Source organism: Hazenella coriacea (assembly GCF_004341825.1).
Classification (GTDB): domain Bacteria; phylum Bacillota; class Bacilli; order Thermoactinomycetales; family Thermoactinomycetaceae; genus Hazenella; species Hazenella coriacea.
The window spans coordinates 316,628-333,464 of the sequence record NZ_SMAG01000002.1 but is presented as its reverse complement, the minus strand read 5'-3'; the positions used below and the strand labels follow the sequence as shown (position 1 = coordinate 333,464).

General features: G+C 34.3%; 15 protein-coding genes. 6 read left to right on the top strand and 9 right to left on the bottom strand.

Going from position 1 to position 16,837, the window contains the following annotated elements; translation table 11 throughout:
* Positions 1-370: 370 nt before the first annotated feature.
* The 4 genes from EDD58_RS04920 (at position 371) to EDD58_RS04905 (ending at position 2,180) form a co-directional block, all read left to right on the top strand.
* On the top strand, positions 371-733 hold the full coding sequence (locus tag EDD58_RS04920) for a hypothetical protein (RefSeq protein ID WP_131923725.1): 363 nt from the start codon (positions 371-373) through the stop codon (positions 731-733).
* 367 nt (positions 734-1,100) lie between these two features.
* Positions 1,101-1,394 carry a hypothetical protein gene (locus EDD58_RS04915; protein ID WP_131923724.1) on the top strand — a complete coding sequence of 98 codons (294 nt, stop codon included), beginning with the start codon at positions 1,101-1,103 and terminating at the stop codon, positions 1,392-1,394.
* A gap of 105 nt (positions 1,395-1,499) precedes the next feature.
* Positions 1,500-1,805 (top strand): hypothetical protein, encoded by a 306-nt coding sequence (locus tag EDD58_RS04910; RefSeq protein WP_131923723.1) that lies wholly within the window; start codon positions 1,500-1,502, stop codon positions 1,803-1,805.
* A gap of 81 nt (positions 1,806-1,886) precedes the next feature.
* Positions 1,887-2,180, top strand: coding sequence for a hypothetical protein (locus EDD58_RS04905; protein WP_131923722.1), 294 nt, complete (start codon positions 1,887-1,889; stop codon positions 2,178-2,180).
* Between the two features lie 106 nt (positions 2,181-2,286).
* Here EDD58_RS04905 and EDD58_RS04900 read toward each other — a convergent pair whose 3' ends face one another.
* The 5 genes from EDD58_RS04900 to EDD58_RS04880 all read right to left on the bottom strand — a co-directional run bounded on the left by EDD58_RS04900 (position 2,287) and on the right by EDD58_RS04880 (position 7,839).
* Positions 2,287-3,618 carry a type IV secretory system conjugative DNA transfer family protein gene (locus tag EDD58_RS04900; RefSeq protein ID WP_165875799.1) on the bottom strand — a complete coding sequence of 444 codons (1,332 nt, stop codon included), beginning with the start codon at positions 3,616-3,618 and terminating at the stop codon, positions 2,287-2,289.
* 1,484 nt (positions 3,619-5,102) lie between these two features.
* The gene (locus EDD58_RS04895) at positions 5,103-5,492 is read right to left on the bottom strand and encodes a hypothetical protein (protein WP_131923720.1); all 390 of its coding nucleotides are present in this window, start codon (positions 5,490-5,492) and stop codon (positions 5,103-5,105) included.
* A gap of 44 nt (positions 5,493-5,536) precedes the next feature.
* A complete protein-coding gene (locus tag EDD58_RS04890) occupies positions 5,537-6,088 on the bottom strand; it encodes a thermonuclease family protein (protein WP_131923719.1) in 552 nt (183 codons plus the stop codon).
* Between the two features lie 154 nt (positions 6,089-6,242).
* The gene (locus EDD58_RS04885) at positions 6,243-6,485 is read right to left on the bottom strand and encodes a hypothetical protein (protein ID WP_131923718.1); all 243 of its coding nucleotides are present in this window, start codon (positions 6,483-6,485) and stop codon (positions 6,243-6,245) included.
* Between the two features lie 361 nt (positions 6,486-6,846).
* On the bottom strand, positions 6,847-7,839 hold the full coding sequence (locus EDD58_RS04880) for a hypothetical protein (RefSeq protein ID WP_131923717.1): 993 nt from the start codon (positions 7,837-7,839) through the stop codon (positions 6,847-6,849).
* Positions 7,840-8,621: 782 nt separating this feature from the next.
* Here EDD58_RS04880 and EDD58_RS04875 point away from each other — a divergent pair.
* Positions 8,622-9,164 carry an HXXEE domain-containing protein gene (locus tag EDD58_RS04875; RefSeq protein WP_207903253.1) on the top strand — a complete coding sequence of 181 codons (543 nt, stop codon included), beginning with the start codon at positions 8,622-8,624 and terminating at the stop codon, positions 9,162-9,164.
* A 323-nt stretch (positions 9,165-9,487) separates the two neighbouring features.
* Positions 9,488-9,754 carry a hypothetical protein gene (locus EDD58_RS04870; protein ID WP_131923715.1) on the top strand — a complete coding sequence of 89 codons (267 nt, stop codon included), beginning with the start codon at positions 9,488-9,490 and terminating at the stop codon, positions 9,752-9,754.
* 321 nt (positions 9,755-10,075) lie between these two features.
* Here the strand turns inward: EDD58_RS04870 and EDD58_RS04865 are convergent, their stop codons facing one another.
* From EDD58_RS04865 to EDD58_RS04850, 4 genes are read right to left on the bottom strand one after another with little or no spacing between them, the layout of a single operon-like run.
* On the bottom strand, positions 10,076-11,395 hold the full coding sequence (locus EDD58_RS04865) for a Wadjet anti-phage system protein JetD domain-containing protein (RefSeq protein ID WP_131923714.1): 1,320 nt from the start codon (positions 11,393-11,395) through the stop codon (positions 10,076-10,078).
* Positions 11,346-14,696 carry an ATP-binding protein gene (locus EDD58_RS04860; RefSeq protein WP_131923713.1) on the bottom strand — a complete coding sequence of 1,117 codons (3,351 nt, stop codon included), beginning with the start codon at positions 14,694-14,696 and terminating at the stop codon, positions 11,346-11,348. The genes EDD58_RS04865 and EDD58_RS04860 overlap by 50 nt, the downstream gene beginning before the upstream one ends.
* Complete coding sequence (locus tag EDD58_RS04855) at positions 14,665-15,267, bottom strand: DUF4194 domain-containing protein (protein ID WP_131923712.1); 603 nt, start codon at positions 15,265-15,267, stop codon at positions 14,665-14,667. Before EDD58_RS04855 ends, EDD58_RS04860 begins: the two co-directional genes overlap by 32 nt.
* A gap of 17 nt (positions 15,268-15,284) precedes the next feature.
* Positions 15,285-16,694 carry a Wadjet anti-phage system protein JetA family protein gene (locus EDD58_RS04850; protein ID WP_131923711.1) on the bottom strand — a complete coding sequence of 470 codons (1,410 nt, stop codon included), beginning with the start codon at positions 16,692-16,694 and terminating at the stop codon, positions 15,285-15,287.
* Positions 16,695-16,837 lie beyond the last annotated feature (143 nt).

Below are 16,837 nucleotides of genomic sequence, written 5' to 3'. Positions count from 1 at the left end.
GTAACTGTAAGATAAAAAACTCCCTCATAAAAAGTATAAATACATACTTACAGATCTTAGTCTTTGTTAACTTCTTCTAAAATCTATACCTGACAATCTCAGAATAGTAAAAACTAATTTTGTCTACTTGTTTTACTATTCCCAGTTTTATTCCATTATTATTCTATTTATATTTCTATATCTTATTCATTTATTCTATGAAATTAAATTATATTAATGCTTGAAAGATATATTTTTTTTGGTATATTAGTAATGAGGTTTATACCTCATTTTGACATACAGATGGGACTCTATATATCATCACTCACCTCCTTCGCTCTATACCAGATAGTCATTTTACAGTTTGGTATAGGGGGGAGGAGGTGAGGTAATGTCTAAGTCTAACAACAGTCACAACAACATCGACCATGAGAAACTGGTTCTTGAGTACCATAAGCTAAAACATGAAAAAGAGTTGAAACTTTTGGAGTTGCGACATCAAGAAAAGCAGGATCATGAAAAACTGGTTCTTGAGTACCATAAGTTGCGACATGAAAAAGAGTTGAAGCTTATGGAGTTGCGACATCGGGAAAAGCAGGATCATGAAAAACTGGTTCTGGAGTACCGTAAGTTGCGACATCGGAAAAAGCAAGATCGTAAAAAACTCAAGATAAAGTTTTGGTTGGGTTTGCTTGGGATAATCAGTACCATTATTGGTACTGGTACTGTGGTTATGATTAGATTGATGATGTAGTCTCCCTAATCTGGTATGTTAATGTTCTTGAAGATGCCTAGCGTCTTCAAGAACCCCAATGAAGATTAGACTCATTACCTTTACATAAAACAAAAATACCTAGGCAAAAGCCTAGGTATTTTTGAGTACTGGTACTCTGGTTATGATCTAAATAGTGTAAGTCTCCCAAACCCCACTATTTAGAGCTGGTCACTTAGTTAGTGACAACATTAATTATACAACAATTAATTAATAATGTCCACTGGTTGAATAGTGTTAAAATTGATAAAATAGGTTCTAGGTGAATACCTTTTTAAATTTAACTTCTTACTCTCGTTTTCTTTAATTACCTAAAGTCAATCTTATATTATAATGGGGGTGGTCAACTTTGGATGAACAAAAACAAATCGACCTTAATATAAAAGAAGAACAACTTCGTCGTGAAAAGATACAATCTGAAATAGAGCAACTTGATCTCGAAAAAATAAAGTTAGAAAGAAAACAACTTCATCTAAAGGAACTTAATTTTCAAAAACAGGTTGAACTTGAAAAAGAAGAATTTGCACATACTGTATTAATGAATGAAAAACAATTTCAACTTGATCAAGCAAAGTTAACTTATCAAGGCATTCTTACTGCTCTGGGAGTGTTTGGATTTATTGTAACTCTAATGCTAATCTAAATATCTTCTAAAAGAACTCCCTTTTCCCCTGTAGACCTAAATAGTGTAAGTCTCCCAAACCCCACTTCTTAGAGCTGGCTTTAATTATTATGGGGGGTGTCAACTTTGGATGAGCAAAAGCAAATCGACCATAGTATAAAAGAAGAACAACTTAGCAACGAAATACTTAAATTAAAAATAGGACAGCTTCGCATCGAAATACTCAAATTAAAAATAGAACAACTTCGTCACCACAATCTCCATTTAGAAAAAAAAATGGAACTAGATCAAGAAAAGTTAATACATACTAAAGAATTAGATGAAAAACGACTTCGAGTAGAAAAGAAAAGATTGACATCTCAATTTGTACTTACTACTTGGATAATGATTAACTGCTTTGTAATTTTAATGATATTTCTAGATATCATATAAAAACGAACCTTCCCTTAACCCTTTCTACTTAATGAATAACCTAACAAAATCAATCTATAATTTGATAGGAGGTGGTTTATTATGGATGAGCAAAAAAAAATCAGCCCTAATATAAAGGAGGGACAATTTCGTCTTGAAAAGATAAAATCTGAAATAGAGCAACTTAATCTCGAGAAGATAAAATTAGAAATAGAACAACTTCATCTCGAAGAGCTTAATTTAGACAAACAGTTTGAACTAGAAAAAGAAAAATTAGCACACATTAAATTAATGAATGTAAAACAATTTCAACTTGATAAGGTAAAGTTAATATATCAAGGAATTCTTACCGCTCTGGGAGTAATTAGCTTTATTGTAATTCTAATGCTGATCTAAATATCCTCTAAAAAGAACTCCCTTTTCCCTAATTTTATATTATAGACTGTAGTTTCAGTCATTCTAACTACAGTCTATAAATACTACTATAACTCATCTAAAGAATTTACAATTCAGCTAAACGAATACTCGTTTTATCGACAGTTGTTTCTGGAATCTTTTTAATTACCACTGCTTCTCCCCTACCTAAATTCTTCAATATGTTAGGATGAACAATAAATTCCTCTCCTTCTTTCACTGCTCCTTTCAATGTAGGTCTTTTACCCAAAAGAGACTCCTCTGTCATTAAAGTCTTTTCATAGATTTTTTTAGTTCCTACTACTTCTGCCATATATTCCGCAGAGCTTGGTACATCTTGTCGGTGGACGATCTTTACATTCGTATTTCCTATGACTTGTGCCACTAGTTCTTGTCCTCCAGCAGTAGCTAAGTCAGCTAGTTCTTGAGTAGCGATCAGGCAACAAAATCCTGCTGATCGACTTTTATTAATCATATTAACTACTTGTTCACCTGCAAACAAATTAAATTCATCTAAAACGACATAAATATAATCTTCTTTTTCTACTGCTCCCATTGATGCTGCCACCGTTTTTAAGTCCTCTACAATCATAGCTCCTAACGCTGGAGTAAAGGACGAGTGGCTGAGTCCTGAAAGAGACATGATGACTACTCGTTTATCTTTAACAGCTTCTAATAAGTCAATGGTATCTTCATCATCTTTAAACAAGGGTCCAATATCACTTTCTGTAATAAGTGCAAGACGGTCTTTTAATCCCTCAATTGCATTTTTATGACCTGCATCCAACCCGTTAATATAGTTCTTCATATCATTTGCTTCTTCTTTATCAATCTTTAGCTTCTTAACAGCTTGCATAAGTCGTTTACTATCTAGCATTTTTTGAACTTCTATTAAATCTATTTGCATATCTAATAGCTTTAGAACACGAAATACTAATTGAAGGTATCTTTCTGCTGCACGTTTATAGTAGGGTTCCGACCATTCTTCAATTGCCACTAGCTTATCTTTTAATTCAGTAGCATCACCATGACGAAACGGATTATAGTGTGTATGATCTCTATATGAGAATTTCTGAAAACGGCGATCATATCTTTGAGATAGCTCTTCTAAATCCTTTATCAAGCCGGGATCGCCTTTACCATCCACAACAATCACAGGCTTTCCTCGCCGAATGGCACTTTCTAATATAACGAGTAACGTATTCGTTTTGCCAGTACCTGTTGATCCACAAATAAAAGCATGCATATTAAGTTCTTCATCATGTAGTAAAACTGGAGACCCATCTATACTAACTCCAAGTGCTACACCATTATGTACAGTTGGAAGCTTTACTTTGCTACTGATATGTACCTTCTCTTTGGTTCTTTCGACTGGTTGTTTAAGAGGTAATCTCAAAAATTCAGGTCTATGAATTACCAACCATAGACCAATTCCTCCTAATAATATTCCAAAGCCAATGGAAGCAGGCAACATATCTACTATAGCATTTGGAAGAAATTGAATGAATGGATCGAAGCTTACTTCGGCGATTTTTTTTCAGATAACATTTTTAAATCGGTCCGTAGGAATTTTATAATTGTGAACAAAGCATACATATACATTTGAATATATCCAAATATACCTGCCAAGATTAATAATAATGTCCCAACAGTAAAAAGCCGCCACGGATGCCATCTAAATCTATTTCCCGCAACAATTATTACTATTGCAAAAATGACGGGTATAAAAAAAAGCATAGTGAAGAGTACTTTTATGATAAACCCAATCTCATTCTTTCGGTCAGGCCCAGTATTTGTTTTTTCTACATAACTCGACACTGTTTAAATCACCACTTTTCTTTCAATATAAAAATATTTATGTATATATATTTTTATATACTCATGATTGTAACGAAAAAGATCACCCTCAACCAAACCGTGAGGGCGATCTACAACCTTTTCTAACCCGACACTGCACTCTCACAAAGTCCTGGTGAAGGGTTAGACTACCCGACGGGGATGCCACCTACATGGTGCACCTTCCGTCCAACGGGGGAGGGGTTCTGAGTATTCTCAGTCCCCCTTCGCCAAGAATATTATATAATATTCTTGTATTTTTTCAATGAATTACTTATACTCATCCAATCCAAGTTTTAAAGTTAGTTTTCTCTGGCTCTCATCTACTTCCTCGGTCCTCACGACTCCAGATTTACAGCTTCATTTACATCTAAACACATGAAATCACATCTCTTCAAAAGATTATGATCTGTTTCGTACTGAATTAGATCTATTTTATTACTGTATATTTATTTTAAATTAAAACAAGTATATATATAGACAGAATTTTTTGTTCATACTATACTCCCTATTGGACGGCAGGATCGCAGATGCTGTGTCGGGTGGCTCATCCCCTGGTTGAAAGGGGGTGAAGCTATGAAAAAATCTCGTTTTCCTTTTAAGAGGGAAACACATCAACAACCTCTTCCGCCAAGAAAGATTCGGTAAATAAGAGTATCCCTTGAAAAATTCCTAAAAAGGTTCTTTCAAGGGATACTCTTATTCCTCACTGTTGATGTAACAAAAAAGATTACCCTCGATCAAATCGTGAGGGCGATCTACAGACTTTTCTAACCCGACACAGTTCTCTGACAAAGGCCTGGTGAAGGGTTAGACTACCTGACGGGGATGCCACCTACATGGTGCACCTTCCGTCCAACGGTGGAGGAGTTCTGAGTATTCTCAGTCCCCCTCCGCCACGAATATTATATAATATTCGTGTATTTTTTTCAATGAATTACTTATGCTCAATAAGATACTTTCTTTATCTATCCCCATACTTCTAGCACGGTGTTAATGATTTAGCATACTAACATTGGACATAAATCAACTTTCTAAAATTTTCAAATCCCCCTTCATTACAATTAATCATCGATGCCAATACCCGTATCCTTTTTTCTTTCTACGGTTATCATCCTTTTTCTTATTGTTTGGATAGTCTTCTCGTTCTAAATACCATTTGTCATTCAATATTTTCTTTCTTGCTAAGACATCTTGAATTTCATCACTTCGGAAATATACTATGACTGAACTTGACTTCCCTAAAACTTGTAAACTCTCGATTCCCTCTGGTATTTTGGTTCCATTAACGGTTACAAAAGATAACTTCTGACTATCTGTCATGGATGCCCAGTATTCTTCAACTACGAATACGTCAACCACCATATAACCATCATCATCTCCAAGTTTTTTATTGTTGCCGATTTCATATGTGATTGAGCTAACTTTGCCATTTAACTCTTTTTGGAATCCTGCCAACCAATCTTTTACTTTTTGTGGGGCTTGTGCTTTTTGAGTTGCTACTAACTCTTTTTTCTCTTCTCTTCTGCCAGCTTTTCGGCAAATACCTTGTTCGCCAATTCTGTATCAAATTCATCATTCTTTACATAACCATCAATACTCCAAATCCCCTTTTTCTTTTTTTTCGCAGCTTCTTGGGCAGCCAAATATTCATCAATCTCTATTTGAGACCAAAGCCCTTTGCCTTCTACTTTGACAATGGCCAGTCCTTCCTTCACTAGATCGCGATTCGCTTGATTATCCATCAAGTCTATTACAAACCCTTTATATGTACCATCTGCTTGCTTTTCTGCTCTGATCTCTACATCAAACCATTTATCTTCATATCCTTGTAAAACTTTGATGGCTTGTTTTCCAAATGGATCTTCGACAATAGGAGTTCTAATCAGTGCGAGATCGACTGTATATTTTCTCCCTCCCTTTGTTTTCACTTCTACCGTATCCCCATCAATGGTTTTGATAACATCGCCTTCATCATATACATCCCAAGTATCCATATTACAGCCTGTACATAAGAGAATAAGAATCCCAATCCAAGTGATCCTCGTCTTCAAATTAACCACCTTTATTCTAAATAGTTAATATAAGGTTATATAGATTCAAGAATACTATGATTCAAACAGGTCTAGTTAATCATTTCGTTTACTGTAAATCCTTACTTCCACTAACTAGCTATGCTTTTTTTAAAAAAGCTACATCCCTCTCTGCTCATTCTTGCTTGATTTGAACCTTCAAGAGATCACCAAATTCTTCTGATAACTCTCCGTCGTACCGCAAAACATCAAAGTTATCAAATAACTTCACTTTTTCATCAAAAAATCTGGGTTCAATCCAAATCCCTTCATCAAGCCTGTAACACCAATACCATGTACATGAATGCTTGCGGTTCCAATACCGAAACTTTTGAATGTTAAATGCTCGATATAATATTTCTTTGACATCAGTGAACATGAACTTTGCCTCTCCGGCTGTTGATGAAAGGTTAAATAATCATCTTCATTGTGTTTTACTTCCGATATTTTGAATTTATCAAAAGTAAGTGTAAAATCAAACCCATCATAACAAGTCTCATCGTATTGATCAGAGAATCTAAATATCTCTAACGTGATTGAATCCCAAGAAGTTGGTATCTTTTCAACTCAAAATCATCTATCTTTCTTCATACCTTTCTTTATATAAATGAAAAAGATCACTCTTGATTATCTCACATGAGTGATCTCTTTTTTGAATAGGACCTAATCGTCTTCATCTTGAAGGCCATCGATCTATATGTTGTCATACTTTTATTTCTCTATTGTAGAATTGGATTCATTTAGTAGTAAAGGATCTTTTTCATTTTACTTTCTTCGCCTGGAACATAGGCAAACTTCTTTCTATCTTCCTCAGTAGTTACATCTACTTTCCAACCTTCTTTGGTTTTCCTAACAGTCACTATACTAACACGCCCCTGTGAAATTTGATAGATATAGCTATCTTCACTTTTTTGGGCTTCCTCAATTTCTAGTTCTTTTTCTGCTCTTGACTTCAAAATATCATAATACTTAGATTCCCCTCCGGAACTATTCCAATCGATATCACCTCGAAAAAGGTTACCAGCATTTTGATCAGTTATATATTTCTTATAGTTGTCTGTAATCAAACTAGATAATCCCTTATAGTTTTCATTAAGTTCTGCATCTAGAGCTTCTACAGCTATATCCAAAGGTATTTTACCATTGATCTTTTCTTGTACAGGACTATGGTATGCTTTGTGTTTATCTCTAGCTTGATCTCCTGTTTCCTTATCTGTATCATAATCTTCTTCTAATCTGTCTTGATAGACAGGATCATCCTCAAAATCCTTAAGAATCACAGGTTCTAAATCTTTTTTCGTAAATAATACATAGTACTCATAATCACCTCTCCCTATTCCTTCCAACTTCCAACCATCAGCTGTTTTGGATACCATGTAATATGACTTATCGTTTTTACCTTCTGCATTTACCAATTCATATATAAATTCTGTTTCACTATACCTCACTTCAGATAGACGATATTGTTCATTGAGTTGTTTATTATTTTCTGGACCAAATTGATCTAAAAATTCCCCCTCCTTTTTTAAGCTTTCTATTTTTTTCTCTTTAACTTTCGGGACGAGAAAGCTCAACTTTCTAACTGTATTATTTTGAATCTCTGCTGTTGCATAACGAATAACAATCTGATCTGGCGTTTCCCCATTTACTTCTTCAGCTGATGTTTCGGTTTCTACAGAGGAACATCCAGAAAGTCCAAAAGATATAAGTAAAAGTGCAAAAATCAGACTCAAATTCAGAAAAAACTTTGGCAATCTCTTCACCTCTTCGTTTTTTATAGACAATCTTATCTATCTAACCCTTTCTTCTCCAATAAAAAGCAGAAAACTGAAGAGCCAGTGACAAAAGCTAGATCTTCAGTCATGGAGTTCACATGTCATACTTAAACCCAAAGATTAACTATACTGTTTAGGCAGTTATTTCAGCTCCTCTTTTCTGTAAAAAAGTCTTAAGGGTTTTTTGTCATTATAAGGAACGAATATACATCTTCATTCTAATACTTAACTAAAATTCATAAGTTTCCCCAGTTTTTAAGCTAAACCATTGAATAAAAGACAATATTTATTATATAATTTAATACTAATAATTTCAATTAGCGGGAATATGAGTATTTATCATTACAATTCTATATCTATTGATCTCTCTTAATTAAAAAAACACTTATATATCTCTCCGCCCACTCTTGCTTGATTTTAATCTCTAATTCCTTCTATTTTAGATTAAAATTGTGATAACATCCGACTTCTATATTCTTCATCTTTAATGTTTCGACTAATCCAATCAATGAGCACTTCACTCTGGCAAATACCATCTGATCCAACGACACAAATTTTATAAATCGAGAAAGGTATCAGCACTATGTATGGATTTGATATCAATAATGTATTTTTCGATAGTTGTTAATCCTGAATAGCCTTTATTTTCTTGGTAAATCGCCCATTCTTGAGTGTAGGAAAGCAAGTGGCTGAGGTCTTATTAAATGGATTTCTCAATCATACGGGAGAAGGTGTTTAAGATGGTCTTGGAATGGTTAAATGCTCATCTTCACATCATAAGTGTTCTATGGCTGTTTCCTATTGTGTTTATGTTCCATGATTTCGAGGAAATCCTTACGGTGGAGAAATGGGTTCAACACAACAAAGAAAAAGTGCTGACTCTTTTACCTGAATCAGCCCGCAAGTATTTATATAGTAGTTTTAAGATGACAACCGTTCAATTTGCCAATGATGTCTTTTGGATTTTTCTTGCGATCACGATTGCAACTGTGTTAGCAGTTGTTTTCTCCTTTTATTATCTATTCTTGATGTTCTTGATGATCTTTTTTGCACATGTATTTACACACTTAGGGCAAGCCTTGTATCTGAGAAAATATACTCCTGGTGTAATTACCTCAGTCTTGTTGGTGTTCCCCTATTCGACATATACATTTTACCGATTACTTAGTGAGCAAGTTGTAAGTGGTGCAGATCTTTTATGGAGTGGGATTGGAACCATCGTGGTTTTACCAGTTCTATTTCTTTTCTTAGTGAAAGAGAGAGATAAAGTTGTAAGAGATTGAGTTTTCCGATATCAACTAAATAAATGGTCTAAGTAAGCTTCTCACCTTAAAACGAATTCAGATGAAGAACAATTCTCTTCATCCGAATATCAAGAAAATAAATTGATTGACCATTCATCAGTTTATATACACTCGAAAAAGTAGAAACACTCCCAGAGAGTAACAGTTTTCACCCTATATCTAGAGATACCATTTTAGTAATAGGATTTTCAATCTGTTCAATTCCCCTTAACGTTAAAGTTACTTTACTACTTTCGTCTCCTCAAGTAATCAGAAACAAATTGTTAAGAAAACCTATCTATAACAAAATTTAATTATTCATATTGACAACTAGTGTATTGTTCTCAGGATGTTCTGAAATAGGTATATCAGAAGAAGAAAAAAGAGCAAAAGAACAATTGGAAGAAATTAATAAAGAAATCGATGAAGGTAAAGTTAAAGTAGATAAAGAGATGTTAAAACGAATGCTTAAAGAAGGTGGAATGACTGATGAGGAACTAGAAAAAGTAGTGATTCCAGACAACGGTATTGCAAATATTGATCAATTTATTGCAGAATTTAGAGCCACTCAAAGCGAGAAGAGTAAGTAGTACTTAGATTCAGGGATCTTTCATAATTACCTTCATCTTTAATATTTACTTTATCTACAAAGGCACTGATTTCAATAGTTGAAACTGTTAGTTTTCTGATTGTATAATTAACTATGTCACTAATTAAGTGACCAGCTCTAAGCAGTGTGGTAGGGGAACTAACGCTGTTTAGACCATTACAAGGACAAGTGTTCGCAAAAAACCTAGGCATGTTGCCTAGGTTTTTTGTTTTATCAGAAAGAACTAAGGGATTTGTGGATGAGCCATAATTTCATCGTATTGCCATGCAAGCATGTGATCACCCTCTTATATCTAATTTGTTTATTGTTTTGATGAAGTTGAAATAGAATTATTAATCTCATTTAATCCTAAGTGTATACTCTCCTGCTCCACTCTTTTTTTATATAACAACATCTTTTTTATAACAGGATGCCAAATTATATACTTAGTATCTTGCAGTAGTCCTTCTAACTTTCTTGCATAGGCATCATTAAATGTAATACCGCGTTCTGCATAGCTTTCATAAGTAGTTACATCCATTTTATAAGGTAGTAACTGATCAAAAAAATTCTGTTTTATATACTCAAAAATTCGAATACCACCATAGTCAATATCTCCCCAGTGATAGACTCTAGGTAGTTGATCAGTACATAAATCAGATAAGAAAGTAACAATTTTAGACAACAGTGTTTGTAAAGTACGATGCGGAAAGCCACCTGTATATATGACTAATGTAGTTTCAAGATTATCTTCGTTCTTAATATGATTTGAATATAGGAATTGAATCATTTGATAGTAACTCGTTAGATTTTCGACACAGATTATTCTGCCAGCAGTAATATTTTTTATTACTAGCTGTTCTATGGTTTTACTCGAAAGCCCTACTCCACCAGGTAGACTTTCTACATTAGTCACAACATCATTTATTACAAATTCGATCAGTCCAGCAACTAATGCTTGTTTCGGATGTTCCACGATTCCAAGGCTATCTAAATATTCCTCATCCTTCTCAAACTCTACTTCTCCATACCGTTTATAAATAGACAACAATCGTTTTTCAATCACTTGCTCAAATCGTTTAGAATCATGCAAAACTAATTGACTGAATAACCTTTTCTGGATAACTCCCTTAATATTAGGCAATCCCAATAAAACCTGAATCAAATCTAGATTCGTATCTTGGTCTTCGAGATTAACTCCTACTACATTCTTATATTGTTCTAATACTTCCATAGTGTCCATAAACCAATTTCTCACCCATTCCCAAGGGTGAGTCTTAAGAGGTAGCAATATTTTTCTTAACTGTAAAATTTTTTCGTTCTTTGGAGTAATTCCTGCTAGCTGATAAGCTGTTTCCAATCCGTCCAGGTTCAAATAAACCTTATGAACTTTCCTTCCTTCCTGAAACTTCTCCCATACTACCTCCACCACATTTTCTATTACTAACTGTTGTAAAGCCAAATGAATCGACTCACGTTTTCTAAAATCCATTTCATCGAAGTAATCATCTGTGATAAGACTATTTTTAATATTAAATTGTGGCCTTTGTTTACTAGCTACACCTTTACGGGTTGTTTGACTACGTTCATACTTACTCAGCAGCAAAGAGAGAATTTTGTACTGATATGTATTCTTCTTCATGTTCTCCTTCTCCTATATCCCCTATTCCATCTATACTTTCGAGATAACCGAGTATATCTACAAAACAAGTAAATTCTTGACGATGTACTACAATCGTTGTACTAACTTCTGGGGCCATATGAGCCATTTTTTCATCAGGTACAGCTGCGATTAACTGTAAATTCATTTGTTTAATTAAGCGAAGCGTTTGTTGGATTCGCTCTTCATCCATTTTGTTAAATGCTTCATCAAAAATAACTAATCGCATAGTTCTATCTGAATACAAGTGATTAAATGATGCTAAGATGGCTATATAAAATGGGGTCTGTGTTTCTCCACCTGATTTTTCACGTAAAACCTTCGAAAATGAAGTACGTTCACCATGAGAAATAACAATAATATCGAAGTCTAAATACCTTCTATAATCAGTAAATTCTTCTTGATCCCCAACTTCTCCATGAATCAGTTTTTCAAACAACTCATTCAATGTGTCAACTTTGTCATCATCTGGTAAATCAAACAATGAGCCTCGTTCAATTGTTTGTGGGTCCATAATAACATCATAGAACTTTTTATACTTCTCGCTTGCCCCAACTTTAAATTGATATTGATCCTGATGAAATGGAAAATTCTTAAGAGCATAGTTCAACTCTGTAAACTCTCGTTTTGCTAACTCGATAGCTTCCCTTAGTTTATAAATAAAATGGGATTGAAATTCCTCTTCTGTTTGCCGTAAAGCTTCGGACAAAGATTTTTGATACTTAGGAATATCCACTAATTTAATTTTTTCTAATAACGATTCATATCCACTATTATCTTCTGCTTCAATTACCCCATCATGTGTATAACGTAAATTATACACATGTCTAAGCTGCGTTAATTCTTTTAATCTTCCCTCACGTTGTGTACTATAACGGGAGTGGCTACCAGTCCAATTTGTAATCTTTGTAGCAGTGGAGGTATCTTCCATCTCTACTTGCTTCCATCTCTCTTCAGCTTTGGATAACAAATGACTATATTTATACTTCCAATCATTTATAAATTCTTCCATTTGCAATAAATAAGGTTGGTTCTTATGCAATTCCTCCTTTTTCCCATTCAATTCGACTTCACATACTGTTCTATTTTTCTTGAGATCATCACAGTGTTTCTTTAGTTCATCCTGATGCTCCTTCCACTTATAGTATTCATCCTTAAATTGATCAACTTCACTCATATCTAACCTTTCTAGTTCTTCTGTCTTCTGATCTAACTCTTTTTCTATACGAGGAATTTCAACTGGCAAAGCCAAATAATCGACTATTTTATGATAGTATGATTTTTTCTCTTCTAATCGATCTTGCCATCTGCTCAATAGGTGATACTTTTTCTTCAACTGGCTAATTCGCTTATCAATTTCAGCTAGTTCTATTCGCTTCATCTCTAATTGTCTTACAATTGCCTGTGATCCAATAAATGGAGTTTCATAATCCTTTTTCCGAATTTGTTTAGCAACTAAATTTTTATAGGACATACAAGTTGATGTAATGGATGTATGGTGTTGTCTTAATTCCTTCTCACTTTGTACTTTCATAACTTGACCAAGCAAATGTTCAATCCTCGCTTGGATAATAGGATTATTTGTTTCTAATTCTTCAGCAAGTGAACTAGGCTTTGCAGTATTTTGGTACTTCTGTTCTTTGTCTGTATCTACTAGACCGATCCCCTCTAGATGATGCTTCCACTTCTCTTGTTCGTAAATAGACAGTGCTTCTGTAAATACTTCTGGCTTTACTAATAGGTCGAAGCGTTGTCTGTTCAAATAACCTTCTATAGCATTGCGCCAATGTTCATCGATAAGTTCCATTTCCTCACAAAAAATCCAGACAGGGGATTTTCCTGCTAATCGTTTCTCTAAAAGTGTTTTCAATCTCTGAATAGATTCTGGATAAGGTCTCTTTTTATTTTCAAGGTCATAAATCTGAACATTCAGTCCGTTTTTTCGCTCACTTAGCTTGCCAAGTTCATCTTCTACTTGTCCAATGGCTTTTGTAATACGAGTATTTAAACTTGATAGATATTCACCGATCCCTACAAATTCAGATTTGACTAAATCCAAATTGACTTCTATATTATAACTTTCCTCTAATAATTTACATAGAATCTTGGAAGCATGACTCAGTTGACTCTGATCATCCCCTTCCCACTTCCAATAATCCCCATCTTTCAACTTAATTAGCTCATTTATTAATCTCCATTCATTTAAAAGTTGTTCTCGCAGCGTCTCATAGGTCTTCCTTTTTTGCTCAATCTCCTGTTTTAATATATGAATCTGCTTTTTTAGTTCCTCTTGTCTTGCCTTGATCTCATGGCTCTGCCATTTTTGATAGGCTTTTACGACTTGACTATCTACCTCTACCTGTTGCTGTTCCGTTAAGCTAATCTCGCTTTCTGTGCTAATTAAATTCTTTTGAAAAGAGTCTATATCACTTTCTAATTGTTCCTTCGTTTCAACTTGTTCCTTATGCTTTGAGCGGCGAACGATATAATCTTGTATAGTTACGGTTTCTCTCAACTTTGCATATTGTTCGTATTTCTCTTGAATTTCTCCAAGTAATTGTTGTCTCTCTTGCAAATCATTTAATTCACGCTGATATTGTTGGTAAATATCGAAATTTTGTTTTAATAAATTCAATTGTAGCTCACGTTTATCTAAAATATAGTCATAAACAAATTCTCTGATATTATGAATAGGCTTAAAAGAAAGGGCTTTTGTTAGAACAGAAGAAAAGCGGTCATGTACCTGTCCCATACGGTTAAGTAACATCTTTTGATAACTTTCCTTATTGCGTTCAAACTTGACCTTACTACTCATATTAGTGCAATAGCGACGGAATTCTTCCCGATTACGTAACTTCATTGAAGAATTAGTAAATTCTATACTCTTGATATCTACATTTGGTATCATAAAAAATTCTTCCTCATACTGGTCATCATGATAAACATCAATAACAAGACCTATAACAAATGGCTCTCTTTTTCTCTCATCTCGAAATTCTGCTACTATATAGGACGTAAATTCACCTTCACGTACAAATGTTTGCTCATCTGTACCCTTTTTTCCACGGAGATAAGTCAACAATGTTCGCTTAGCATTCTCATGAGCTGCAGGATTGAACCGAATTTTTCTTCGATCAGAAATGAGTAATACTTGTAGAGCATCAATGATCGTTGATTTTCCCGCAGCATTACGTCCTGATATTAATGTCTGACGACCAAATTCAAGAGTTTCCTCTTGAAAATAGTGCCAATTAATCAACTTCAACTTCTTGAGCCACTTCATGATCCACGTCCTCCTTTTCACTACTATAACGCTTGATCTTTTCACTTAATACTTTAAGTTGTTCTGTTTCAATAACATGTAGAAATGTATGATATAACACTATCCTGCAATCATCTGACTTCATATCACTGTCCAATATGTCGATGAGGTTATACTTTCTGCAAAGTGAAATTAGATGTTTAAGCTGAGTTCTTTTTACAAATTCCAATTGGAAAGTTTGGTATTTCGTCCGAATTTCATACAAGTTAGTAACTGGAAATTCACTTAATGATAATCCTTGCCTTTTCTCCTGATAAATAAGGCGAAGGACAAGTAACCAAATACTTTCCTCACGTGATAGTCGACGACGATGCTCTATTTTTGGAGAGTTTAAAAAAACACACTCATGTCTTTCATCTAACACTAAATCCCAACCTAAAAAACGGAAGTAGTTTGTTAGAAATTCTTGATAGCGGCGAACCGTAAAAAAATGTTCTCGATCAAGCTCTTTTAACAAGAAATTAACAGATAGTAGCTGATTAATAATGTCTTTTAACCGCTCTTGTTCTTGCTCACTAATCGCCCCAAACACACATTATCCTCCCTTTCTTATACTCGAACGATAAGACGATCATGGAATTGATAGTGATTAATTTGTAAAATTTGATTCTCTTTTCCACGAACTAGACGAAATCCACATAGACCATCGTATCCGTAAAGGTATGTATAAGCCAGATAAAGAAATTCTTCTACTGTTTGTGGAGCCAATTCAACTATCCCCATTTCATTTCGGTCTCCTAGTTTGGAAAGTACATGTTCTCGGATCTTTCCACGAGTAATACTCTTCTCCATTTTTAATATATTTTGCTGACGAAGTTTCTGTTTTAACTCTTCAGAAATTGGAATGACTACATGTTCAGTGGGGCTATGGGTAGGCCGTTTAGTTCGCGGTGTTAACAATGATTGTTCGTTTAATTGATTGATATGGATCATTCGAACCACACTTGATAATGATATAATAGATTTTTCATCATCTATTTTCGACACACATTCTAAAGCTTGTACCAATTGCTGATTGATTCCATAACTATGTTGACTCAAATAACGTGCTCGATCAAAGGAGGCTCGTAAATACTGATTATGGCGCAAATCAATTTGATAAAACATTTCATCTAGATCGCGATATACTTCCTCAATTCCGTGTAAGGCCTTTCGAATCTGCTTTTCTGCTTCCTCACGGGAAGGAAAGATTTCATTTCTTAAACCATCCATAATAGTTTCTTCTAATAAGTCTTTATCCAGTAGCCACTTTTGCACTCTATCTTGGATTCTAGATCGATATCTAGCCACATGATCAGATGTTTTTAATCGATGATAACTACGATCCACAATTTTAGCTTTATATTCATCAAAATGATGACTCAGTACATCTTGAATAGTATTTTTACTTATGACTTGTCCCATGTGATGTTTCATATTATTGATGAGAACACGCAACTCTTCTAAAAATTGCTGGTTCATCTTTTCGGCTTCTAAGAGAGCAAAACAAGGTCGATTTTTTGCTTCATCACCAGTAAGCAATTGGTATGTAGAAAAGGCAAACCGCTGATATTCTACTGTACGCACTTCACACAAATCTTTTAAAACAGCTAGGATACGACTGGAATAGTGAGGTAATACAATGTATTGAAGGAAGTTTTCACGTTGTTCAATGTCAATCCATCCTTGATTGCGTAATCTACGTAGTAATATACCAGCCTTAGATCGATATCGATCTACATCTAATTCACTATCTTCCATCAATGATTCCTGACTTGCCTCCTCTTCATAGATCATCCCTAGTTCTTCATGTGTTTCAATGAGTTCTTGAAATAAATCTCGTATGACATCATAGCGAATGCCAAATTTATATCTTTGGTATTCATCATAGAGAAGTAACAACGCTTCTGCATAGAGCTGTCTATTTTGATTGGCTAATATGGAAAAAAAACGATCTGGAATAACCTCAAACAGCTTCATTACAATCCTCCAATTGCATGATCAGCTTATTTAAAATCATTTACCTTATAGCTAAAATCTCTCAAGGAAACATAGATACCTTTTCTATATTTTCAATACATTTCTTTTTTATCCTGCTACTTCTGAAACTGATCTATAAAATA